The sequence below is a fragment of the Paenibacillus sp. FSL R5-0345 genome (assembly GCF_000758585.1).
Taxonomy (GTDB): domain Bacteria; phylum Bacillota; class Bacilli; order Paenibacillales; family Paenibacillaceae; genus Paenibacillus_AQ.
This window is the reverse complement of the sequence record NZ_CP009281.1, coordinates 5,765,735-5,791,692: the sequence shown is the minus strand read 5'-3', so window position 1 is coordinate 5,791,692 and position 25,958 is coordinate 5,765,735. Positions and strand designations below refer to the sequence as shown.

Below are 25,958 nucleotides of genomic sequence, written 5' to 3'. Positions count from 1 at the left end.
TTTTTGGTACAAGGAGTTGTAGCATGCAGATTGAAAAAATATTAAACAATAATGTAGTTACCGTCATAGATGATCAAAATATTGAATTGGTAATCATGGGGAGAGGCCTTGCTTTTAAGAAAAAACGAGGAGACATCTTAGAAGAAGACAAAATTGAAAAAATATTTACGTTAAACAATCAAAAACTATCAGATAAGCTAAAAACGCTTCTTTCCGAGATTCCAATAGAGCATATGGAGCTTTCAGAAGAGATTATCAACTTTGCCAAACTGCAACTCGGTAAAATGTTGGACGATAGCATCTATGTTAGTCTGACCGATCATATCAGCTTTGCGTTGGAGCGATTCTCAAAAGGAATGAAGATTAAAAACGCTATGCTTTGGGAAATTAAAAAGTTCTATAAGGAAGAATACGAGGTTGGGAAAGCTGCACTTCAAATTATTCACTCAAAGTTCGGCGTTAGGCTTCCCGAGGATGAGGCAGGACATATTGCTCTCCATCTGGTGAATGCTGAATTAAATGAAGAGATGCCCAATATGGTGAATATTACGAAGATAATGAATGATATATTAAATATTGTGAAGCATCATTTCAGACTAGAATACGATGAGGAGTCCCTCTCTTATTACCGGTTTATCACTCACTTGAAATTTTTTGCCCAACGTCTCATCAACGGTACACCGCCGCCGGATAATGAGAATGGCTTATTTAATTTAGTGAAGGAGCAATACAAAGATGCTTTCGCCAGTGTTGAAAAAATAAAAATCTATATTGATAAAACATACAATCGTGAATTAACAAATGATGAAATGTTGTATCTCACCATACACATTGAAAGAATTACCAACCAAAAAATGGAGTAGCAAACATCCTAATGATCAAGGAAGCCCTTGATTTATTAGGATTTTTTTTAGAGAATATAAAATTTTAACTTTGACTTTCAGCGGAATCACGTATAAGATAACTATTATGTTCTCTATGATAATCATTATCAGTAGAATGATAACAATTATCATAGAATATAACTTCGAGCGGTACATACAGGGGGATAAAGAGGATGCACAAAAGGTTAATTAGTTTATTTATGGTTATTGCTATCATATTGGTAGTATCTGGCTGTGGTACTAGCCAAAAGAATAATTCAACATCGAACGCGGGAGCAAATGACAAACCAGCTTCTGAAAATGCAAGTAGTGAATCTACAAGCGGTCCGATCGTATTAAAAGATTCTAAAGGCGAGGTTAAGTTGGATAAACCTGCGCAAAAGGTTGTAGTTCTGGAATGGACATTTACAGAAGATATTATTGCGCTCGGAATGCAGCCGGTGGGGAACGCCGATAACGAAAACTACAAGTTATATGTAACTTCTGAAGTACCACTCGATGCAAGCGTAACGGATGTTGGTTCACGCGACGAGCCGGATCTAGAGACCATTGCTTCATTAAAACCAGATTTGATTATTGCGAATACGGGTGGACACGAAGGAATTTATGATCAATTAAAAGGCATCGCTCCAACACTGATTTTCGGTCTGTATCCGGAAGAAGGACAAGGCAATCAGTATACGTTGATGGAAGATACTTTCAAAACGATTGCAGCGGCTGTAGGTAAAACCGCGGAAGGCGACAAGGTTCTTGCTGACCTGGATGCACATTATGCGGAAGCGAAGGCAAAGCTGGCTGAAGCAGGTAAAGAAGGCTTGAATTACGTGCTGACGCAAGCTTACAGCTACCAGAATGCAGCAACATTGCGTCTTTTTACAGATAACTCACTTGCTGTACAAACATTGGAGCGGATTGGTTTGAAGAACGACTGGAAACCCGAAAAATTCGAAGCTTACGGCTTCACTACATCAACGGTTGAAGCATTGCCGGCTGTTCAGGATACTAACCTGATGTATATCGTCCAGAAGGATGATAATATTTTCACGAAAGAGCTGAAGGATAATTCCGTGTGGAACGGCCTTAACTTTGTGAAAGAGAATCGTACTTTCGGTTTGAGCAGTACTACTTGGGTTTTCGGCGGTCCGATCTCCTCCAAAGTTATCGTGGATGAAGTTATAAATACATTAACGAAATGAGTGCTTTTATGAACGGGAAGAGCAGAAAAGAAGCCTCGAGTGGAATGATCTGGCGTATCATTGTAATATTTGGGGGCGGCCTTGCCGCCCTCTTTGTTCTGTCCATTCTAAGCCTAGGCTTCGGTGAAGCCAAAATCCCTGCAGCTACGGTGTTGGAGGGATTGCTGAATCGCCAGGATGTGATGGAACATAATCTGCTCTGGGATATCCGGATGCCGCGTACGGTGATAGGCCTACTGGCTGGGGCCGCCCTGGCTGCGGCTGGAGCATTACTGCAAACGATAACGAAGAATCCGCTGGCTTCCTCAGATACATTAGGGATTAATGCCGGAGCTTATTTTATGGTTGTCCTTGGAATGGTTACTTTTCCAGCTTTGCAGCATCAGTTCCCATTCTTGCTTGCAGTAGCAGGGGGACTGCTTGCCGCATTAGCCGCTTATTTGTTGAGCGGTGGTAAAGGGGCTACGCCTGTCCGATTGGCATTATCAGGTATGATTGTGTCTATGGTTCTCGGAGCTTTTACATCGGCCCTACATATTTTTAACAAGAACGAAACACAAAACCTATTCTTATGGGGCTCAGGCTCATTGATACAGCTAGATTGGGACGGTGTTAAGTATGCCTGGCCGTTTGTAATTCCATTGCTTATAGCAGCTATGCTCGCAGGTAGACAATTTGATGCGCTGGAGCTTGATGAATCCACTGCCCGCTCGCTTGGGCAACGTGTTGGATTGGCACGGGGTTTAGGTCTAGGTTTATCTGTATTATTGGCTGCGGTCGTGGTCAGCGTGGTCGGTCCGATCGGATTTGTTGGTCTAGTGGCTCCTCATCTGGTTCGGCTTAGTGGTATTCGAAAGCACCACCTGCTCATTCCTGCAAGTGCGTTGTGGGGAGCCCTGCTCATTACGGCAGCGGATACGCTTGCGCGCGTGGTTCGTAGCAGTGTAGGGGAGATGCCAGTTGGGGCAGTTATGGCGATCATTGGAGCGCCTTGGCTCATTTGGCTAGTCCTCACCAAGATGAAAAATATCTCAGGTTCAGGCTCTGGTCAGTCATCTATGAATATAGGCGGAACAGCGCTTCGGATGCGCTTTGTTCCCACGGTCATATTTATGACCGTCCTGCTCATTGTTGTTATCCTTGTGAGTTTGTCACTTGGGGGAACGAGAATACCGATCAGGGATTTGTTGAGCAGTCTTGTCCACAGCGGAGATGGATCGTATTCCGTCCTGTTGAATTTACGACTTCCGCGTACACTTGTTGCGGCTGGCGGCGGTATAGCGCTTGCCATTAGCGGTGTCTTGATTCAAAGCGCTGTCCGAAATCCGCTGGCCGATGCCTCCATTATTGGTGTGACCTCGGGTGCTGGATTGGGGGCGCTAACTGTGATGATCGCTTTTCCGGCACTGACGGTAATAGCGGTCCCCATTGCAGCAATTGCGGGTGGTGCTCTAGCTGCAGCCTTTGTGTTTGTTATGGCATGGCGTAGAGCCTTGAATCCATCGGTCCTTATTCTGCTTGGAATCGCTGTATCAGCCATTGCCTCTGCGGGAATACAGGTTATGATCGTTAAGGGAAGTTTATGGAGCAGCAGCTCCTTAATTTGGTTAACGGGTTCGACTTACGGACGAAGCTGGAATCAATTTAATAGCTTGTTTATCTTTTTGATTGTACTTGTTCCAATGGCTTATTATTTAGGACGCAGATTCGATTTATTAGCATTTGGAGATGAGAGTTCAACAGGTTTGGGTCTGCCCGTTCGCGGAACTCGACTTTGGGCGATGATTATCGGTGTGATGCTTGCAGCGGGAGCCGTTGCAAGTGTAGGAACCATTGGGTTCCTCGGACTTATGGCGCCGCATGCGGTACGGATGATGATTGGGCATCACACAAGACGATCTATTGTTCTGTCAGGATTACTTGGCGGATTGATGCTCGTGATTGCGGATACGCTGGGAAGAACCATAATGGCACCGAAAGAAATCCCATCAGGCCTTATTATTATGTTGATCGGAGCTCCGTATTTCCTATTTCTAATGTATAGATCACAGGTTAGAAAATTGTAAATCTTCGCCAAGCTAAATAATTTGAGTACTGGAAGGAGAGAGTGTGGTAATACCGCTCTCTCTTTTTTCTCTGAGCGCATACCCCGTCTTCCATCATGGACTGATGGGGAAGATTATTTTTTTGTAACCTATAAATCATGAAACTTTTATATACTTAGAGGCGTCAAATAAGTAGGTAAAAAATGTATTCGTCATTCCAGGAGGGTGGATTTGTGAAAAAGTTATGGATTTCAATTTTAGTGGTTTTAGTAGCCTTTCCGATGATGTTTCAATCTTCAGTGAAGGCTGCTACTCCGATCAGTATTATTATTGACGGTGTTCGATTGTCTACAGATCAAGCACCGGTAATGGTGAACGGGCGGACGATGGTACCGCTGCGGGCTATTTTTGAGGCCTTTAATGCCTCCATCAAGTGGGATCAAAAGGCACAAACTGTAACTGCGACTAAAGATAATACAACGATTATGTTAAAGATTGGCTCAAAGACAGCCACCATTAACAATAAGGCTGTAACGCTAGACGTGCCTGGTTTAAATCTGAAGGGGAGAACGATGGTCCCAACAAGGTTCGTCAGTGAAGCGCTGGGCCATGAAGTGGGATGGAACCCTAAGACGCAAGTTGTAACTATAACGACTTCTGCCTCGAATGTTGGAAACGCTGGACCAGTATCTAACATAGTAGCGCAGGATGTGAGTGATTATGGTGACGGTCGGGATCTTCAGGTTAGCTTCACACGAGCAGTTAATGAATCTCTAGTAGATCATTACCGTGTTCTGATTGTGAAGTCAGGGAATATTCTCAACCTGTCATCCGCACAAGCGGTAGCCTCTTACAATTATTCTACGGTATTACCGACAGGCACAAATCCTTCGATTAAATTAACATCCATTTCGAGGACTGTTGATGGTGATTCAATTAAGAATAATCAAGCGTATGTGGCGTATGTCTTGACGGTTGGCAAAGGAAGTAATACCAGTGCACTTTCTATTGGGTCCTCCTCTATAACACTAGTGAATAAGACTGTAACAGCAATAAATAATGTACAAGTAAATGATATAAGTGATTATGGGGATGGAAGAGATTTATCGGTCAGCTTCAATAAGCTGTCAGATGAGTCGAAGATAAGTTCTTATCGGATATTCGTTGTTAAAGGTAATAATTATTCGAATTTTAATTTAACCACAGCCAATAATGTATCTAGTGCGAACAGCACGCTAGTCAGTAAGACAGGGAATAATATCACTCAAATTTTATCTTCAGCATCCAGAGATACAGACGGAGCACTTCTTAAAACAGGCGTAATCTATAGAGTGTTTGTTATGGCGATGGATAACAGCAATGCAGCTAATAATGTATTGTCTTCTGTTTCCTCTGCAATAACACTGACCAACATAGGTGTCTCTAACTTAACTGTCAGCGACGTTAGCAACTATAATGATGGCCGAGATTTAAGGGTGTCATTTACTCATGCGACGGACGAAACCTATATTAGCCAGTACCGGATCATGGTGGTTCCAACGTCATATTACAGCAGCTTTAGTTTAGCCGAAGCCAATAATGTAACAAATGCCAACTATACAGCGGCTAGTACAAATGGTACTTCAACCAGCCTAACATTGAGCTCGTCAGCCAGAGATGTACGTGGAGCTTTGATAAAGAATGGAGTCAGCTACAAAGTATATATCTTATCTATTGGAAGCGGAAAAAATTCAGGAGGGAATGTTCTTTCGAATGCTTCATCAGTAATTACATTAATTTATGATTCCAGTGTGAGCACAGTCTATAACCTCAGTGTCAGCGATGTTTATGATTATGGAGATGGCCGAGATTTGAGAGTGTCATTTACTCATGCAACGGACGAAACCTATATCAGTCAGTACCGAATTATGGTAGTTCCAACGTCATATTATGGCAGTTTTGATTTATACGCAGCTAATAATGTAGTAAGTGGCAACTATACAGCTGTTAGTACAAGTGGGTCTTCTACAAATCAGGTCTTGTATTCGTCAACTAGAGATGTTCTCGGTGATCTGATTAAGAGTGGGAGTAGCTATAGAGTGTATGTGTTATCTGTTGGAAGCGGAGGTTATTCGGATTCTAATGAGCTCTCTTCCGCTTCACCGATAGTTACATTGTTTAATAATTCCAGCCTAAAGGCTGTTACAAACTTGAATGTTAGCGATGTTAATGACTACGGCGACGGCCGGGATTTGCAGGTATCGTTTAACCACGCCACAGATGAAACTTACATCAACCAATACCGGATTATGGTGGTACCTACGTCTGATTACAGCAGTTTTAGCCTGTCTGATGCAAATAATGTATCCAGTGCTAATTACACCTCGGTAAGCACATCGGGCAGCAGTACCAGTCAAGTATTAGATTCTTCCGCCAGAGACGTACGTGGTAATTTAATAAAGGCTGGAATTAGTTATAAAGTGTATGTATTATCTGCCGGCAACGGAAATTATGCGGGTCCAAATGCAATTTCCGGGGAATCATCAGCCATTACGTTATCTGCGAATAAAAGTCCGGTGATCTCTGTAACAAATGTAACGTATAGAGAAGACAATGGTAGAATCCTGATCAGTTTCGACAAATCAGCCAATGAATCCAACATCTCAGAATACCGAGTATTGGTGGTTCCGTCTAAACAAGGGTTTGGTACGGCGGATGCACTTGCGGTGAATTCCTCCTATTATTCGTCGGTAACCCCTAACGGGACGAATCCTTCAACATTCACTGCGATAAGGGATGTTAACGGCAATTCAATTGTTAAAGGTATTAAGTATAAGGTGTATATTCTTGCTGTAGCCAATAATAGCGGTATGCAGAATGGCGGTCTTTCAAATTCAACGGAGGAGTTTGAATTAAGCTCAGGGCGTGACGGAAGAGATTAAACGTACGATATGGAATTGGAATGAGACTTTTAGCTCTTTTAGCCTGGCCACTAATGGTCAGGCTTTTGTTTTATGTACATAATTTCCTTGAGTTTCATGATATAGTAGTAACCGAGAAGTTTGTGCTATTTTTCACAATTAATTATGTTACGATCCTGAAATCTTGTACCTCATATGACTAAAAAGGAGCAAAGAAAAATGAAAATTGGTGAATTCTCCAAAAAGAATAACGTGACGCAAGATACCATTCGCCATTATATAGATATGGGCCTTCTAGTTGCTGAAAAACAGGGCTGGCAGTATAAATTTAGTGAAGAAGATAGCTGTGATATCGAAAAAATTACGATGCTGAAGCAGTTGGATTTTTCGCTGACTGAAATTCAGGAGATTTTATGCTTCAATCGCATTGGCGGTGAAAAGACAGATGAGTTCAGAGATTTCTATTTATCCTTACTGGAGCGAAAAAAAGAGCAGAATCTGAAAGAACAGCAAAGATGTAAGGAGATTGACTTCCTCCTGAAAGATCGAATCAATGAGTTGAAAAGGTATGGAATCAGTGAAAAGAAAAGACTGGGATTTCCTCTGTCCTCTACAGGATTATTATATTGCCCTTGTTGCAAGCAAGCTTTGGAGATCAGTGACGGGATTGTAGAAAAAAGTATGCTGATCGAAGCTACTGTTCATTGTGAATGCGGTTACATTGCTGTGATAGAAGATGGAATCTACATCGATAAGAAGGCGGTAAGGAAAAAGATTGAGATCCCTTCGAAGAAAAAATTCCTCGAGGTGACTTCGCCGAAGTTTGTGAATTTTATGTATAACGGAACTCATACGATCATCGACTATATTTTAAACCACGGAAATAGCCCTAAATATATCATGGAGTTAGATAATTGTGTGGGTAGATTTCTAATGCAGTATATTGATTACCTGCCTAAAGGCTGCACTTATGTGCTTATTTGTCATGACAAGGACAGAATAACGAGTGTGAAGGATAATTTAGTGCAACAGCATGAGCATAGTAACTTCATCTTTTTCTGCTGTGCCATGGATCAATTACCGATTGCAGAATCCTCTATGGATATCATCATCGATCATTGGATGAGCAGAATATACGCTAAATCAACGAATAAATCCCTATTAGATATTGTATCGCCGTTTTTAAAAGAAGAGGGTCTTCTCACGGGTGCCTATCCTCATATCGGAACGAAAAGCAAGGACTTCATAAACATTCCGCTTGAATTAAGAGATTACTTTAATAAAAATAGAATATTGGAAAGATTGGATGCTTTGTATTTTTCACAGCTAGAGGTTGCAGAAATCGGTCCGGTTCTTGAGAATAACCCCTATATTGATATGAATGATAAAGAACAATATCTAATGCTGTATGCGGGCAGGAAAAAAAGTCAGATCGATAACATTTCACCTGCGAACGAATTTGAGCGGAAAAGAAGACAAAATTTGATTTCCTAAAATATTGGGTTAACCCCATACTTTTCTTTTTTTCGTGATTTTTAATGTGCTTTTTTTCACAAAGTTCCCTTGACGTGGTGATGACCCCAGAATTTACACTCAGGGTAGTAATCATTACGTGCTTATAGATCAAGGGGGAACAAGAATGAAAAGGAATTTGAAAAGGGTAAGCTTGTTGTTATTAGGTCTTGTATTGCTGCTAAGTTTAGCGGCGTGTTCACCATCTGCTTCAGAGACTACCAATAGTGCCAAGTCAGATACCACCTCATCTTCTGCTATATATAAAGCAGGGACATATACGGCGACAGCCGCTGGTAACAATGGCGATGTGACGGTTGAAGTTGTGTTCGACGAGCAATCGATCGTCTCAGTTGTAGTGAAGGAACAAAGTGAAACCAAAGGTCTTAGTGATACGCCGTTCGAACGTATTCCGCAGCAAATTGTTGAGAGACAGACATTGGCTGTTGATGCTGTATCTGGTGCAACGAACTCCTCGAAGGCAATTCTTACTGCAGTGGAGGATTGCGTCAAACAAGCGGGTGGAGATGTAGAGGCGCTTAAGGTGGCAGCTGTAACGGATGCTAAGGAGCAAAAGGCAACGGAGTTAACCACTGATGTTGTCATTATTGGTGGAGGCGGTACAGGGCTTGCTGCGGCTGGATCCGCTTTTGAGAATGGTGCCAAAGTTATCGTATTAGAAAAATTAGCAACGCTAGGTGGTTCAACAGCTTTGTCTGGTGGAGCAATCGGGGCAACGGGCACTCGTTTTCAAAAAGAGCAAGGCATTGAAGACTTACCAGAGTCATGGTTAGAGCTGTGGAAGGAACGTCAAAGCACAAGTAATCCAGAGAGTAAGTATCCAGATTACGATCGGGTGCGTACTTTTATGGATGCTGCTGTAGATACGACAGAATGGTTAGTAGATACCATGAATCATAAATATGCAACTGTACAAGGTTATGGCGTTGATCCTGTAGCTCGTCTTCATTTTCCTGAAGCAGGTGGAGCAAGCTTAATCGCAAATATGGAAAAGACACTTAGGGATAAAGGAATCGACATCCTTACGGAGACCAAAGCTACCGAGCTAATCACGAATGATAAAGGCGATGTGATCGGAGTTACGGCTGAGAATGCTGAAAGCAAGCTGATCGTTCATGCTAAAAAGGTGATCATTGCTTCGGGTGGTTTTGCTAAGAGTGAGGAATTAATGAAGGAGTTCTTGCCAGAATTTGTTGAGAACATGGATATCAGTGCAGCAGGTGCAGGTAGTACAGGGGATGGAATTCTTATGGCAGAGAAATTAGGAGCTGCTCTTTATGAAGACCCATGGATCATCGGTTTAGGGATGACTGCTCGTATTCCTGGCTTGAGTGCCCTAGAGTGGGATACAACGAAGGTATATGTGAATGAAAAGGGCGAGCGTTACATGAATGAAAATAGCCATTACGCCCTTGTAACAAATAAGGCAGCTAAGAATGAACAAGTGTGGGTGGTTCTCGATTCTAGTGTTGCTAATGCGGAAGTGATTAAAACACTGGAAGCTAAGCTTCCAAGTGATGAGATTGCTACTGGAAATACTATTGCAGAATTATCTTCTGCCATGCAGCTACCTGGAGATGCACTAGTAACAACAATGGATACTTTCAATGCAGGCGTCACTTCAGGCAAAGATGCTTTTGGAAAAGAATCGGCAACGCTTGTTGCAGTGAACAAAGGACCTTTCTATGCGATTAAGAATTACCCTAGAACGATGGGGACTTTTGGCGGCTTGAAAATTGACGAGAACTATAGGGTTGTAAAAGAAGATGGATCTATCATTAACAATCTTTACGCAGGCGGAGAAGCAGCCAATCGCTATTTGTACAATCAAGTGTACATGACCGGTAGTGCTGTGCAATATGCCTTAACTAGCGGTCGACTGAGCGGAGAACATGCTGCCAAAGCAGTTGTCGATGGAAAATGAATCTTGTGCAGATAAATAGAATTCAATAAACAATAAGGCAAAAAACCTTCATGGAGCAAAGGGCTTGATGAAGTGGTTTTTGCCTTTTTATTGTTACACCTTTAATGATATAGCTGGACTAGGCTGGGCACAACATAGTATTCAAGCTCTTGCCGCCAGAGAAATCCTGCTGGGCATAGGAGATCATACCTTCGGGCCACAGTTGGATGTAACTCGGGCACAGTTCCTGAAGATGTTGATGCTTGCTCTAGAACTGGATGATGTCAACGCAGTAAGTACATTCCAGGATGTTGGGCTGAATGACTGGTACTATAGCTCCGTTGCTGCCGCCGCGAAGCTCGGTATTGTTCAGGGCAGACCGGATGGAACCTTTGGCGCCAATGAATCCATCAGCCGTGAGGAAATGGCATTGATGGCTTATCGTGCGGCACAATTCGCCAAGCTTCCGGTAACAGGATGGGGAGAGCCAGCTCTTTTCACAGATGCATCTGGTATTTCGGGCTATGCGCTAGAGGCTGTTCAATCTATGAGTGGTGCAAACATCATTCAAGGGGTTGGCAAGGACAGCTTTGCACCTAAAGCACATGCTACTCGGGCTCAGGCAGCAGTAATTGTGTATCGGTTGTTTCAGTTAATGTAAACATTTCAAGTTGACACCCTGTGTGATTTATCATATTATAATTCGTGTTGTTATAAGTAAATAAACCAAACTCTATCCAGTGGATGGAGTGGCGGAATTTTGTCAAAGATGTATTCTTTGGTTTCAGTCGCCCCTTGTCATTTCGATGACAAGGGGCTTTATTATGTGATTTGGACGGTCCAATAGGAAGGTTCAACAGAAAGGAAAGAAGATTACGATGAATATGAAGTTACTCAAATATGCTTTACTAGTATTTGTAGGTGCATGTAGTTATGGATCGCTCTCCACGATCGTTAAGCTTGGAATGAATGATGGCTTTAGAATGCAGCAACTGGTTGGGTCGCAATACTTTTTTGGATGGTGCATGCTGCTCTTGTTAGTTGTGTTATTTTCCCGAAAAAAACTCGGGTTAAAGGTAGGTGCTTCGTTATTAGGCGCGGGGATTACCATTAGTATGACGGGTATTTTCTATGGGTTTGCCGTTGAACAATTACCTGCTTCGATTGCGATCGTGCTCTTATTCCAATTTACTTGGATTGGTGTGATTCTGGAGGCGATTGTAGATAGAAAGTGGCCTAGTCGAGAGAAAATAATTTCGATGGTTATCCTTCTGATAGGAACCATACTAGCTGGGGGGATTCTAGAACCTAGTGTAGGCGAAATGACTACGAGTGGTATTGTTTTCGGTCTGATGTCTGCGGTGTCTTTTGCTTTCTATATTTTTGTTAGTGGTAGAGTGGCTACGCAGGTACCTGCAGTGAATAAAAGCTTGTATATGACTACAAGTGCAATGATTATTATTATGGTTGTTTTTTCGCCTTCCTTTATTTATGACGGAGCACTTACAGATGGTCTTTGGAAGTATGGTCTTCCTTTAGGGCTGCTTGGTATAGTTATTCCTGTACTCTTCTTTTCTATTGGTGTTCCGAAACTGGGCTCAGGCCTGGGAACGATTCTTGGTGCGGCGGAGTTGCCGGCAGCTGTAGTCGCCTCCGTATTAGTTTTGCAAGAAGATGTATCTTTGCTTCGCTGGGTTGGAATTTTCGTCGTTCTAATTGGAATTGCGGCACCACAAATCATCCCGATGCGAACAGGGAAAAAGTCACCCAAACCATCCCCTAAACAACCACTACGTAAAATAGAGCTTTAAGTGCAAACTGGCATCGAGGTTTGAATCATGTCCTTACAGGATGAGATCATTCCTCGGTGCTTTTTTTAAAAATATAAGTGTGTATATCACCGAAAGCGTTTATGCTTGTACAAAAAAAGATTGGTGTTAATTTTTCTGGTATGACGGATCAATGCCTATTATATAGTGGTGCTATTCTATTTAATGGAGATGACCACTGATGAACAGAATTGACTATGACTGTTTTAAATCTCTGCACAATCAACAGAAACCGCTAATGCTATATAACTGTTGGGATGTAGCTTCGGCCAAAGCGATAGAAAAAGCCGGTTCAAAGGCTATAGCCACAAGCAGCTTTGCAATGGCGGATGCATGGGGGTATTCGGATGGCGAACAGCTCTCATTTGAGCAGCTACTGTGGTCTGTTTCGAGAATAGCAGAACATGTATCTGTACCATTGACGGTAGATATTGAGGGTGGGTATGCTGTAGATGAAGAGTCCTTAGCCAATAACATGGAACAATTATTCCAATTAGGCATCTGCGGGATCAATTTTGAGGATCAAAAGGTGAATCATCCGGACGATGAATTATGGGCAATCAAGGAGCAGAGTCAGCGAATTCAAACGATACAGCAAGTAGCAGCCAAGCTTCAGAAGAACGTATTTATTAACGCCAGAACCGATCTCTTTTTCAAAAAAACGAAGCATTCGCTGGGTCTAGTAAATGAAGCTATAGAACGTACCTATGCTTATGCTGAGGCTGGGGCAGACGCGATTTTTATTCCGGGGTTGACTGAGCAAAGTTTGATAGAACAATTTGTGCAAAAGTCGCCACTGCCTGTAAATGTTATGGTGATGGATGGTATGATTTCTAATGCTGAATTGCAGGAGCTTGGCGTAAAAAGAATTAGCTATGGTCCATATAGTTACTTTCAAGCAATGCATCATCTTCAAGACGATGCCCGGTCCATTCTGCAGCCACCCGCACATTATTCAGAAATGAGCTAACGACATTATGATCACGAATAAACAGCAAATCGATAAATATTATGAGATGTTAGTCGAAAAAAACTCCAATTATGAAGGTGTATTTTTTGTCGGCGTAAAAACAACAGGCATCATGTGCAGGCCAACTTGTCCGGCTAAAAAGCCTTATAAAGAAAATTGTGAGTTTTTCGCAACAGCCAAAGAAGCCTTGTTAGCTTCATATAGACCGTGTAAAAGATGCCAGCCTTTGTCCAATCCCACGAAAATGTCCTCAGAAGTAAAGCTTCTTGTTGAAGCTATAGAGCGTAACCCGGAAAGGAAATGGACAGATAAAGATTTTGATGAGCTGTCAATTAGTGCAAATACTGCACGCAGACAATTTAAGAAGCAATTCGGAATGACCTTTATTGAATATGCACGTTCTAGACGTTTAGGACTGGCATTCAAACATATCAGGAATGGGGATTCTATCATTAACGCACAACTGGATAGCGGGTACGATTCGAGTAATGGATTTAGGGATGCCTTTTCACGAACGATGGGCACCGTCCCGAATCACTCCAAGCAGATTAAAGTGCTGCACTGTACCTGGATAGAAACGATATTAGGGTCTATGCTTGCGATCGCAGAGGAAGAGTACCTTTTACTGCTGGAGTTTGTAGACCGAAAGGGACTTGAGAATGAAATCAAGAAATTACGCACCCGCTTAAATGCAACGATTTTGCCTGAAAAGGTTGCTGTGCTAGAGCAAATTGAAGAGGAATTAAATCTTTATTTCGAAGGAAAACTTATAGAATTCAGAACGCCGATTCGTTATCTTGGATCTGATTTTCAGCAAAATGTATGGAATCAACTACGAGGAATTCCTATAGGTCAAACGGTTTCGTACAAGGAGCTTGCAGAGAATATAAATCACCCTTCGGCTTGCCGCGCTGTAGCAAGGGCTAATGGAGCGAATCAATTATCGATCTTGGTTCCATGTCATCGAGTGATCAATAGTAACGGTGAATTAGGAGGCTATGGCGGCGGTATTGCAAGAAAAGAATGGTTAATCAAACATGAGAAAACCATTAGTTTGTAGGGCGTATATCAACTAAAAATGGATTGAATTCGATGTGTCTGAAAGTCTGGATACATCGTTTTTTATTGTTTTATTAAGTGAAAAAAGCACTAGTTCAAGCAAAAGAAGGAAAATTTATGCTATCACAACAATATCCAATTGTGATAGCATAATATATATTTTCATAAGAAAGCACAGCCTTATCTTAAGGAGATTGGAGCGAACATCATGCTGAAGGTTATGATCGTGGATGATGAGCCCTGGGTACTTGAAGGGCTGAGAACGATGATTGATTGGGAAAAATATGGCTTTGAAGTGTGCGGGGAAGCCCGTAATGGTTCAGAAGCGATGAGACTTATTCAAGAATATAAACCGGAATTGGTCTTAACGGACATTAATATGCCGGTTATTAATGGTCTCGAGCTTATCACAAAGCTGAATGAATTGATGCCTAAGCCTCCAAAATTTGTGGTATTGACCGGATATAATGATTTTAAATATGCACACACGGCATTGCAACAACGAGTGAACGACTATTTATTAAAGCCTATTGATGATGAAGAAATAGAGTCATTATTAAGCAGGATTACGCCTATGATTCGAAATGAAATCGCTTCCAATGAAGAGCTTGATAAGAAGCAATTTTTTATCGTAAACAATATTATCAACCGTCTAATTCAAGGTGAGTGCAACGAAAATTTAGAGCTTCTAACCCAGAGCACGTTGAAGCTTCAAGCGAATGCAGAATTAATGTGTATTCTTATCGAACCAGCCACATCTTTGAATCCATTTCTTCCACGAACTGTCGACTACTTTCCTCAGGAAAGTATACATTTCTTTCAAGATCGATCGGGAAGAACAGGGATTATTCTTGAGTCTGCTTCTATTGGGAATGAGAGTCTGGATGCTATCGTCAACCAGATTCGTTCGGATTTTGCTGAACAATCACATGAGCCGGTACTCCTGGCGATTAGCACTAGGGGGGTAGGCGTGTGTTCGATTCGAGAAATTTATATGCAGGCGCTTGATGTATGGAAACGCAAGACACATCAGCAGAAGAAGGGGGTTTTTTATTATTGTGGGCTTAGGGCTCTAAAGAAGAATGAACACCATGAGGATCACTTCAAACTGCTGCTGGATAAGGTCCTGGCAAACGATATAGAACAGATACAGCCATGTGTAAAAGAAACGTTTGCTTTTTTCGTAGAGAATCTATTGACGATTGAAATCGTGCAAGCCCAAGTGGCTCATTTGGAGCTTACAATTTGTACACTTATAGCCCAAATGAATGGTACTCCAGATACGATGATGATAAAGATTCAGCAAGAATATGGAAATTTAGGGGAGTTAAATGATTATTTTGCATTAAGCCGCTATGTTCAAAGTCTTTCTATGCTGGCGACGGTCTATTTATCTGAATTAGAGCAGCAGAATGAACAAAATACGATTTACAAGGTGATTCAGTATGTGGATCGTGAATTTCGGAATAAATTGAAGCTTCAGGATTTAGCACGGCAATTTCATATCAATTCTACCTATTTGGGACAGCTTTTCAGGAAACAAACGGGTCAGGGCTTTAGTGAATATTTAAATGCCAAAAGGATTGAGGAAGCCAAAAGTCTGCTTAAGCGAACGCAGCTGAAAATATCGGATATTGCGGTGCAGGTGGGATTTTCAAATACAGACTATTTTATAGACAAGTTCAAGCTGATTGTAGGGGTAGTCCCATCCGTCTATAAAAATGAAAATAAAAACCAATAGCTCTAAGGGAAGCAAGGTGTTTCGTATGGAGAGAAAAAAATTCAGATTTAGAAAAGTAGTCAATGACATTCCACTGAACTATAAATTTTCCCTCATTTATATTATAGGTGTGCTTCTCCCTATCATTATTATCAACCTTGTTTTTTTGGATCGGATTTCCGATTTGATCAAATCCAGAGAACAGCAAAACTTAGAAATCTCTTTAGAGAGGGCCAGAAAGGATATTCAGGATTTCATTGAGGGTGGAGTAGCAGTTAGCTATACGCTGTCCTCCGATAAGAATCTGTATGAATTGCTAGAGCGGAGGTATGGGAGCTTGATCGAATTTTATGACACCTTCGACGAACAACTTCGAGATCGGATGAACAGTTATATGCCAGTTAACAATCAGCTTGAACGAATTACTGTATTTACGAATAATGACTCCATTTTTTCTGGTAGTAACTATCAGGTCATCACGGACAAGGTAAGGGAAAGTGAGTGGTATAAGCAGTTCAGTACTGCGAATAAACATATGTTTCTTGCTGCTTATCAAATGAGCGCAGCGCCTAATGTGGCTTCTAATGCCCCCTATTTAAGTGTAATTGAACGAATGGATGTATACAGCTCACTAAATACCTATGAGAAGCTGCTTAGAATTGACCTGGATCTCAGTAAAATATATGACATTATAATTAGAGAAAAGGATTATTTGAGTCTTTACCTGGTTAACGGGCAGGATGAAATCATTATGTCTGCTCAGAGCGGTTATCAGAGAGGTGCGAAGGATCCTTATCCTGTATTCGAGCTTCAGGATGATGAGCGCAAGGAAGACATACATATTGTACCCGTTGGCGGAGCTAGTTATATAAAAAGCTGGCGAATTATAGGGGTTACGCAGGGGGAGCGTATTGCTCAGGCGATTCTGGAGATTCGAATTTATGCGGGTATTTTGGCGTCCATTGTCACCTTGCTCACAACCGCCTTTTTATATGTGATGTTAAGATCCTACAATTATCGGGTGAAACGGTTGTCTAGGCATATGCAGAAAGTAACGAATGAGAAATTCGATCTTATTCAAATCGATGAAGGACAAGATGAGATTGGTGACTTGATTCACAACTTTAATAGAATGACCACTAAAATTAATTCTCTAATTAACGACGTATACAAACTAGAGATTCAAAAGAATAACCTGGAGATGGAAAGAGTAAGGGCTGAACTGAATTTTTTGCAAAGTCAGATGAATCCCCATTTTCTCTTCAATACTTTAAATGCCATTTTAGTGGTCTGTACCAAAAATAATTATTCGGACGTTACAGACATCATTAAGAGTTTATCCAAGTTGCTCAGAAGACTACTTAGCTGGAAAGAAGATCTCGTTACATTGGAAGAAGAAATGACGTTCATTGAGATGTATCTGAAAATAGAAAAATTCCGGTTCAGAGATAAATTTGATTATCAATTTGAGATCGATGAGCAGTCGCTGCAATATAAAATTCCAAAGCTAAGCATGCAGCCTTTAGTAGAAAATTCCTGTAAGCATGGCCTGCAGGCCATAGAAGGACTCGGTATCATTAAAGTAAAGACGGAAATCGAGGATAGTCGTTTGCAAGTTACGATTTCAGATAACGGTAAAGGGATCGAACCAAGCCAGCTTAAAGAGATTTTATTTAATGTTCAAAATGAAGAAGCGTCCTCAGGAACGAATATCGGAATCCGCAACGTGTATCGCAGACTGGAGCTATATTATGAAGATCAGGTTCGCTTTGAAATTAGCAGTGTCCCAAATGAAGGAACTGTTGTCGCGTTTGGCATTCCGCTAAAGCTCCTGGAACGAAAAAATAGCTAGAAGGTGAGGGAGCCTATGAAATACAAAGTATTGTTGATCGATGATGAGCCTAGTGCTCTTGAAGGGATGCAGCTATGGATAGACTGGCAGGCGCTTGGCTTTGAAGTATGTGGAACCTCCAGTAATGGCAAAGAGGGCTTACAGTTAATAAAGCAGCTACTGCCGGATCTTGTCATTACCGATGTAAATATGCCGCTAATGAATGGTCTGGAAATGGTTTCCGCCTGGCAGCAAGAGGAGACTAAACCGATTAAGTTTGCCATACTAAGCGGTTATAGTGAGTTTGAATATGCTAAGACAGCTATACGTTATGGCATTAACCATTATCTGATGAAGCCGCTATTCGAAGAAGAGGCGTCAGAAGAATTGAAGGAGATATATCGGGAATTAGAACAGGAAACTCAGAAGCGAAGCTTAAATCAAATGGCAAACTCAGAGGAGGTTGTCTCTCTTCTTAAGAGCATATTGAATGAGAAGGCAGAAGATAAGTCAGACTTTACAGTACTTACACGTCTATCGGAAGACAAAAGCCTTTGGAATATTTGTTTACTACAGACAGACCCAACGATGTATACGGAAATCAGAGAGAAAGCAGTAGCTCTCCTAACGAATACGGAATCGATGTTTCTGATCGATCTGGAGGCTTATTGCTTTGGAATCGTATACGGCTATCCTTCGGAGTCTGATGAGGGTGCTGCAATATATCATGCAGTAGCTCCCTTGCTGAATGAACACCCTAAGCAAGCCATGTATATTGCAGTAGGGGATAGCGTGGGCTCTTTGCTTCAAATAGCGAATAGCTACCGAACGGCGAAAGAAGCGCTAATGTATTATTTTTATAATTCGGATCATTCAGGATTCTTGACCTATCAAGGAACCAAAGATAGTCAGTTCAGCTATCACTATGATCAAATTCAACTGATGGATGACTTAATGAGACCCATTAACACACTGGACATAAAAGGATTTAAACAAGCTGTGGGCTTAGCCTCTCGCAGTTTTCGTGAGATGCGCATTGCTCCTGAGGTTGTGAAGAAGATCGTTATTCATATTATGTATAAGATCGTTGAGTTTACTTCGAAAGCTAGTGAAGTTCAAGTATCCTCCCTGTTAACCCAAATAACAATCCCCGAAATGCGGGACTCGATGATGAAGTTGAACGATTTAATGCGTAATCTTTTATCATGTGGTGAGGCAAGTATTGATATTCTTCTAAAAGAACAAAGCCAAAAATCACAGGGGATTGTACAGGAAATCAACAACTATATTGAAGCGCATTATCACGAAAATCTTACAATTAAAAAGCTGTCGGAGGTATTCTTCCTGCATCCAGTGTATCTGGGACAATTATTGATCAAGAAGAATGGCATTCATTTTAATGAGCAGTTGCATGACCTCCGGATTAAGGAATCTGCACGTTTACTTCAACACAATAAGCTCAAAAACAGTGAGATCGCCGAGAAAGTAGGATATTCCAATTACAGTCAGTTTCTCAAACAATTTGAAAAAAAGATGAAGATGAGCCCTAATGAATTTAAACATGCGAATACCTAAACTTTTTGGGGGTATACCTTTAGTTCTGGCGTATTATCAATGGCATCATCACCTCTATAATTTAACTTGTAAGGGCTTACAATATGGTTTCACCAACAAAATATGGAGGTGCTTTATGGGGGGCAAGTCAATATCAAAGTTCAAACTTAGTCTGATTGCTGTGTTATCCCTAAGTTTTGCTCTAGCAGGGTGCGGTGGAAATAACAGCGGTAATACTGCTAAGGGGGAAAACAAACCGGCAGAAACAACAGCTGCAACTGCAGCTGGAACCGATGACAAGAAGGTAGAGCCTTTTGAAGTTAGTATCTTTCTTGGAGAAGCTGGTCAACAACCAACACCAGATAACAAAATTTACAAGATGATCAAAGAAAAAACAGGTGCATCATTCAGTTTCGAATTCTTGGCAGGAGATCTTAAACAGAAGCTTGGTGTTATGATTGCCGGTTCAGATTATCCGGATCTGATGAGTTCCAATACCCAACTGACGGCAGCAGGCGCATTTATTCCTCTTGAGGACTTGATTGAAGAACACGCTCCGAATTTGAAAGCGCATTACGCAGCTTACTGGAACATGATGAAGGATCCAAATGATGGACACATTTATACACTTCCAAACTATGGTGCGTATAACGGTGAGATGAATACAACTTATTACTCTGGCCCAGCTTTCTGGATTCAGAAAGCCGTACTTAAAGATGCCGGTTATCCAACCGTTAAAACTTTGGACGAGTATTTCGATCTTATCGTGAAATATAAAGAGAAAAATCCAACCATTGATGGTCAACCAACAATTGGGTTTGAGATTCATAACAAAGACTGGAGAAACTGGGGATTGTTCAACGCTCCTCAGCATCTGATCGGGCATCCTAATGATGGCGGAGTAGTAGTTAAGGATAACGTAGCAGAAATCTTTGCGGATAAAGACTATGCTAAGCAGTACTATAAAAAGCTTAATGATATGAATGCATTGGGTATTATTGACAAAGAAGCATTTGTAATGGATTATGACCAATATTTAGCTAAATTGTCTAGCGGAGCCGTACTGGGAATGTTTGATCAGCACTGGAACTTCCAGAAAGCAGAAGATTCACTCAAAACACAAGGGAAAGATATGAGCACTTATGTAGGTTTGCCTCTTGTATATGATACTAACACCAAAGATTATTATCTGGATCGCCCTGCTCTTAACTTGAATAATGGATTCGGGATCACTGTCAATGCTAAGGATCCAGTGAGAATCCTTAAACTTATGGACACATTAATTCAAGAAGATTGGCAAAAAACCCTCACTTGGGGGATTGAAGGCGAAGATTATCAAGTGGAAGACGGTCGCTTTATAAGAACCCAAGAACAACGGGACAACGCAGTTGATGCAACATGGAAGCTAAGTAACAAAGCAGAAGCTTGGTATGCTACTGCTCCTAAAATGCAAGGATACTTTGCAGACGGTAACTCAACGGATGCGGCAGCCCAACCGGAAGAATATAAAGCAGGGTTGGAAGCGTATGACAAGGAAGTCCTTGACGCATATGGATTCGACAGTTATGTAGATTTCTTCAGTAAGCCTGGACCGAACCCAGTGGCTTACCCAGCTTGGTCGATAGATCTAGTTGAAAATTCTCCAGCAAAAATTGCTGATACGAAGATGGGAGAAGTTAAAACCAAGTACCTGCCAAAAGCAATCTTGGCTAGCCCTTCCGATTTCGATAAAGTTTGGACTGAATTTGTTGGAGAACTTCATAAAGCGGATATCAAAGCCTACGAAGATAGAATCAACGAACAGCTTAAATGGAGATTTGATACTTGGAGTGTAAAATAATTTAAGTTTGCTTAAAATCAGAAAGTGGTGGCTTATTAGCCAACCACTTTCTGAAATATATGGATGATGTGGGGAGAAGACTATATGGATGAGACCTTAACGGGAAAAACAGTAAAGCGGCATCCTAAAAGAAAAAAGAAGCAACCTATTACTTGGTCTTTGATTAAGAATCAGAATCAACTAATTTGGATGTCCGTTCCATTGCTACTTTATATTGTACTATTTGCGTACGTACCTGTTTGGGGATGGACCATGGCTTTTCAGGATTATAAACCAGCTAAGGCATTTGGCGAACAAACGTGGGTTGGCTTGAAGCACTTCAAGGCAATATTTACGGACGATACCTTTCTAAGGGTATTTAGAAATACATTGGCAATGGGTTTAATTAATTTCATTCTAGGATTTATTACTGCGATAGGATTAGCCTTACTTCTTAATGAAATCAAAAATGTATTTTGGAAAAGAACCGTGCAGACTATATCCTACTTGCCGCACTTTCTCTCTTGGATCATTGTAACAGGGATTGTAGGTGTCTCCCTTTCGGTTGGTAACGACGGGATTATCAACATCTTACTCATGAAATTAAATCTTATTGACTCACCAATCCTTTGGCTCAGTGAAGGAAAATATTTCTGGGGTATTGTGGGTGCTTCAACCGTCTGGAAAGAGGTGGGATGGGGTACAATCATCTACTTGGCTGCTATTGCTTCTATAGATCCAGCTTTATATGAGGCTGCTGAGATCGATGGGGCAAACCGGTACAGAAAAATGTTCAATGTAACATTACCTGGAATTAAACCAACCATTGTAATCCTGATGATCATGTCCATAGGACATGTACTGGATGTCGGATTTGAGGTTCCGTTCTTGTTAGGGAACGGTCTTACTGCAGACTGGTCGGATACGATAGATATATTTGTATTGAAATACGGAATTGGGCAAGGGAATTATTCCTTAGCCACTGCGGGTGGTATATTTAAAACAGTCGTAAGTGTAACGTTGCTGCTATTAGCTAACTGGACCTCGACGCGGCTAGGGGAAGAGAGGCTGTTATAATCATGGAGAAAACTCAATTAATACCTCAGAAATCTCCAAAAAGTAATGTCGGAAGACGCATGAGAAATATAGGTCTTGAACCAGTATTGTTCGGTACCTTTAATACTGTATTTATGGTGTGTATAGTTATAGTTACCTTATATCCTTTTTTAAATACTATAGCAGTTTCATTGAATGCGGGGAACGATACGATCCGTGGCGGCATTTATCTGTTGCCTAGAGAGTGGACCATACAAAACTATAAAGCTGTTTTTGCCTCAGGTACCATTATTCCTGCTTTTTGGATTTCGGTAGCACGAACAGTGTTATCTACGGTCCTGAATCTATTCCTAACCACAATGCTTGCTTATGCTTTAAGCCGGAAAGAATATGTTTTCCGCAAACCGATTACCATTATTTTCGTCCTTACCATGTATTTTAATGCGGGTCTGATACCAAACTATTTCCTTATTAAGGAGCTTCATCTGCTCAACTCGTTTTGGGTATATATAATACCGTCCATGCTAAGTGCATTTAATATGATCGTTATTCGTACTTATATTGGTAGCTTGCATGAAAGCCTTATGGAATCCGCGAGAATTGACGGTGCCGGGGAGTTCAAAATCTTTATGAAAGTAGTCTTCCCTTTATGTAAACCTGTTCTTGCTACCATCGCCCTCTTTGTTGCAGTAGGTGCATGGAACGCATGGTTTGATGCTTTTATCTACACCTCTTCCCGCCAGCACCTCAGCACATTGCAGTATGAATTAATGAAACTAATACAATCTAGTATGAATGCGAACAGTAACGCAAGTGTAGCTAACGGTCAAGGGGTGACTGCGGAGTCAGCAGGATCAATGGTTACTCCAAAGTCCATTCGTGCAGCAGTTACTATCGTTGCCTCCGTTCCAATTTTGCTAGTGTATCCATTCATGCAGAAGCATTTTGTAGTTGGAATGAACGTGGGAAGCGTGAAGGAATAAGCAGCTTACAATCACTATTAAGGAATAGGAAGGTTGTTTGTTAAACTATGAACCAATCCCTAATCACATACACAAATCCAATACTTCCAGGCTTTTATCCAGATCCGAGTATTACACGGGCTGGAGACGACTTCTATTTGGTTTGTAGCTCCTTCGAATATTTTCCTGGGGTACCTATCTTTCACAGCCAGGACTTAATTCATTGGACACAAATTGGTCATGTGCTCAATCGTGAAAGTCAGCTAGATACACGTAAGAGCAAAAGCTCTGGAGGTATATTTGCACCAACGATCCGGTATCATGAAGGAACGTTTTACATGATAACGACCGAAATACACGGGAAGGGGAATTTCTATGTTACGGCTACGGACCCAGCGGGTCCGTGGTCAGACCCGATTAGTATTCCTTATGGAGGAATTGACCCTTCTCTAATGTTTGATGAGGATGGAAAGGTATATGTAACCACCCAGCAGGGGGCAGATTATGACTCCCACGCCATTCAATATGAGATTGATATTGCTACGGGCGCAGCTTTAACAGAACCAGTTGTCATCTGGACTGGGGATGGTGGACCTTGGACGGAAGGACCACATTTGTACAAAATTAACGGAATGTATTATATCATGTCTGCTTCAGGCGGCACGGCAAAGGAACACCGAGAAATTATCGGTCGTTCTTCCTCCCCTTACGGTCCTTTTGAAAGATTTGAGCAACCGATATTGACCCATCGCGGGACTGATAGTCCCATTCAGTATTTGGGTCATGCCGATTTGATTGAGGATCGTAATGGGGATTGGTGGGCTGTATTCCTAGGTGTCAGACTAGTAGATTCAAAATATACTGTCCTAGGGAGAGAGACTTTCCTTGCTCCTGTAAGCTGGGATGAAGACGGCTGGCCTATGATCGATAATAATGAAGACACTGTCGGGCTGGAGATGAAGGTTCCGCGTGTACCGGGTCATTCGCCAAAACCTGAGACTAGCGGAAGATATGATTTTGATGACCCTGTATTGCCATTGGGATTATCCTTTCTGCGGAATCCGGCAGAGGGAAGCTGGTCACTAAGCCAACGTCCGGGTTTTCTAGCTCTTCGAGGGCAATCGAAAGACCTTAATGAAGTGGGTCAGGTAGCCTTTATAGGCAGAAGACAGCAGCATACTTCAGCTGAATGGAGTACATTACTGGATTTTAACCCTACCGTGGACGGTGAAGAGGCTGGACTCTGTGCTAGATTGGACGAGAATGCACATTATGAAATTGCACTATCGCAAAGAAATGGACATAGAGTGATTACAGCTTATTTAACTGTTGATGGAACAATACATGTGGCTGCAGAGATTCCAACCATTGCTGGGTGTTTATATCTGAAAATTCGGGCGGAGCTAACGGAATACACTTTACTTTATTCTTTGGATGGTCAGGAATGGATCGAGCTATCTAGGGCTCTAGCCTATCCATTATCCCCTCAAGCTGTCAAAGGAAACGGATTTACCGGTGTTCTGGTTGGCTTATATGCGACAGGACATGGCAAAGTGGCGGGGGTTCCTGCTTACTTTGATTGGTTCGACTATCGATCATCATGAGTAGAATGCTAAATATGTACGCTTTTGTAGGGAGGGAAATTGATGAGACAAGCTAGCGATTACTCAGAGCCTGCACTAAAGACAGTGTTCTCGGAGGATTTCAAGATTGGCGCAGCGGTCAACCCATTTACGATACAATCACAGGAGCACTTGCTTGCTTATCATTTCAACAGTATAACTGCTGAGAATGAGATGAAATTTGAAAGTCTACATCCACTTGAGGATATTTATAACTTTAGGGCAGCAGACCAGCTAGTTGCCTTCGCCCGAAAACATAAGATGGCGATGCGCGGACATACCTTGGTCTGGCACAATCAGACTACGGATTGGTTGTTTGAGGATAAGAACGGAGGACCTGTAAGCAGAGAGATTTTGCTTGCACGAGTCAAATCACATATTCAAACCGTTGTAGGACGTTATAAGGAAGATATTTATGCTTGGGATGTTGTGAATGAAGTTATTGCCGATGAAGGAGAAGAGCTTCTTCGCCATTCGAAGTGGCTCGACATTGTTGGCCCGGATTTTATAGCTAAAGCGTTTGAATTCGCCCATGAAGCTGATCCTAAGGCATTATTATTCTACAATGACTATAATGAATCCCATCCCTTAAAGCGTGACAAAATCTATGAACTGGTGAAGTCGCTATTGGATCAAGAGGTGCCGATCCATGGCGTCGGATTGCAGGCACACTGGAATCTATACGATCCGAATCTTGATGATATTCGTGCTGCGATTGAGAAATATGCCTCGTTAGGACTGCAGCTTCAATTGACTGAGCTGGATGTATCCATGTTCCGTTTTGAAGACAAACGAATGGACTTAAAGACAGTACCTGCTGATCTGCTCGAACTTCAAGCAGATCGATATGAAGCGATGTTCGCACTGCTGAGAGAATACCGCGACGTGATTAGTTCAGTCACGTTCTGGGGAGCAGCGGATGACTATACCTGGCTAGATGATTTCCCTGTTCGTGGCCGGAAGAACTGGCCCTTCTTATTCGATGAAGAGCATCATCCGAAGCCAGCCTTTCACCGTATTATCGGCTCTGCCCCAAAATTATAGAGCGGGTAAGCTGCTCAAGTAGTAAAATAAC

18 protein-coding genes are annotated in these 25,958 nt (G+C 41.7%); all 18 read left to right on the top strand.

Annotated elements, in window-relative coordinates; translation table 11 throughout:
• Positions 1-23: 23 nt before the first annotated feature.
• Entirely contained in the window at positions 24-863 is an 840-nt protein-coding gene (gene licT, locus R50345_RS25420; RefSeq protein WP_042130971.1) for a BglG family transcription antiterminator LicT, read from the top strand.
• A 194-nt stretch (positions 864-1,057) separates the two neighbouring features.
• Positions 1,058-2,080, top strand: a complete 1,023-nt coding sequence (locus R50345_RS25415; RefSeq protein ID WP_042130970.1) for an ABC transporter substrate-binding protein — start codon at positions 1,058-1,060, stop codon at positions 2,078-2,080.
• Positions 2,077-4,146 carry an iron ABC transporter permease gene (locus tag R50345_RS25410; protein WP_442950198.1) on the top strand — a complete coding sequence of 690 codons (2,070 nt, stop codon included), beginning with the start codon at positions 2,077-2,079 and terminating at the stop codon, positions 4,144-4,146. Before R50345_RS25415 ends, R50345_RS25410 begins: the two co-directional genes overlap by 4 nt.
• 212 nt (positions 4,147-4,358) lie before the next feature.
• Complete coding sequence (locus R50345_RS25405) at positions 4,359-7,046, top strand: copper amine oxidase N-terminal domain-containing protein (protein ID WP_052414738.1); 2,688 nt, start codon at positions 4,359-4,361, stop codon at positions 7,044-7,046.
• A 198-nt stretch (positions 7,047-7,244) separates the two neighbouring features.
• Positions 7,245-8,519: a MerR family transcriptional regulator gene (locus R50345_RS25400; protein WP_042130969.1), complete on the top strand. Its 1,275-nt coding sequence runs from the start codon at positions 7,245-7,247 to the stop codon at positions 8,517-8,519.
• 145 nt (positions 8,520-8,664) lie between these two features.
• Complete coding sequence (locus R50345_RS25395; protein WP_042130968.1) at positions 8,665-10,482, top strand: FAD-dependent oxidoreductase; 1,818 nt, start codon at positions 8,665-8,667, stop codon at positions 10,480-10,482.
• A 67-nt stretch (positions 10,483-10,549) separates the two neighbouring features.
• Positions 10,550-11,122, top strand: a complete 573-nt coding sequence (locus R50345_RS25390) for an S-layer homology domain-containing protein (RefSeq protein WP_042130967.1) — start codon at positions 10,550-10,552, stop codon at positions 11,120-11,122.
• A 223-nt stretch (positions 11,123-11,345) separates the two neighbouring features.
• Positions 11,346-12,272: an EamA family transporter gene (locus R50345_RS25385; protein ID WP_042132474.1), complete on the top strand. Its 927-nt coding sequence runs from the start codon at positions 11,346-11,348 to the stop codon at positions 12,270-12,272.
• Between the two features lie 199 nt (positions 12,273-12,471).
• Positions 12,472-13,260, top strand: a complete 789-nt coding sequence (locus R50345_RS25380) for an isocitrate lyase/PEP mutase family protein (protein WP_042130966.1) — start codon at positions 12,472-12,474, stop codon at positions 13,258-13,260.
• 7 nt (positions 13,261-13,267) lie between these two features.
• Positions 13,268-14,320, top strand: a complete 1,053-nt coding sequence (locus tag R50345_RS25375; RefSeq protein ID WP_042130965.1) for a bifunctional transcriptional activator/DNA repair enzyme AdaA — start codon at positions 13,268-13,270, stop codon at positions 14,318-14,320.
• A 207-nt stretch (positions 14,321-14,527) separates the two neighbouring features.
• Complete coding sequence (locus tag R50345_RS25370) at positions 14,528-16,060, top strand: response regulator transcription factor (protein WP_042130964.1); 1,533 nt, start codon at positions 14,528-14,530, stop codon at positions 16,058-16,060.
• A 25-nt stretch (positions 16,061-16,085) separates the two neighbouring features.
• Positions 16,086-17,891 (top strand): sensor histidine kinase, encoded by a 1,806-nt coding sequence (locus R50345_RS25365; protein WP_042132473.1) that lies wholly within the window; start codon positions 16,086-16,088, stop codon positions 17,889-17,891.
• A gap of 15 nt (positions 17,892-17,906) precedes the next feature.
• Positions 17,907-19,445, top strand: a complete 1,539-nt coding sequence (locus R50345_RS25360) for a response regulator (RefSeq protein WP_042130963.1) — start codon at positions 17,907-17,909, stop codon at positions 19,443-19,445.
• 115 nt (positions 19,446-19,560) lie between these two features.
• The gene (locus tag R50345_RS25355) at positions 19,561-21,264 is read left to right on the top strand and encodes a type 2 periplasmic-binding domain-containing protein (RefSeq protein WP_042130962.1); all 1,704 of its coding nucleotides are present in this window, start codon (positions 19,561-19,563) and stop codon (positions 21,262-21,264) included.
• An 84-nt stretch (positions 21,265-21,348) separates the two neighbouring features.
• Positions 21,349-22,320 carry an ABC transporter permease gene (locus tag R50345_RS25350; RefSeq protein WP_042130961.1) on the top strand — a complete coding sequence of 324 codons (972 nt, stop codon included), beginning with the start codon at positions 21,349-21,351 and terminating at the stop codon, positions 22,318-22,320.
• 59 nt (positions 22,321-22,379) lie between these two features.
• Positions 22,380-23,282 (top strand): carbohydrate ABC transporter permease, encoded by a 903-nt coding sequence (locus R50345_RS25345; protein ID WP_042132472.1) that lies wholly within the window; start codon positions 22,380-22,382, stop codon positions 23,280-23,282.
• Positions 23,283-23,329: 47 nt separating this feature from the next.
• Complete coding sequence (locus R50345_RS25340) at positions 23,330-24,865, top strand: glycoside hydrolase family 43 protein (protein WP_042130960.1); 1,536 nt, start codon at positions 23,330-23,332, stop codon at positions 24,863-24,865.
• A gap of 42 nt (positions 24,866-24,907) precedes the next feature.
• The gene (locus R50345_RS25335; protein ID WP_042130959.1) at positions 24,908-25,927 is read left to right on the top strand and encodes an endo-1,4-beta-xylanase; all 1,020 of its coding nucleotides are present in this window, start codon (positions 24,908-24,910) and stop codon (positions 25,925-25,927) included.
• The last annotated feature ends 31 nt before the right edge of the window (positions 25,928-25,958 follow it).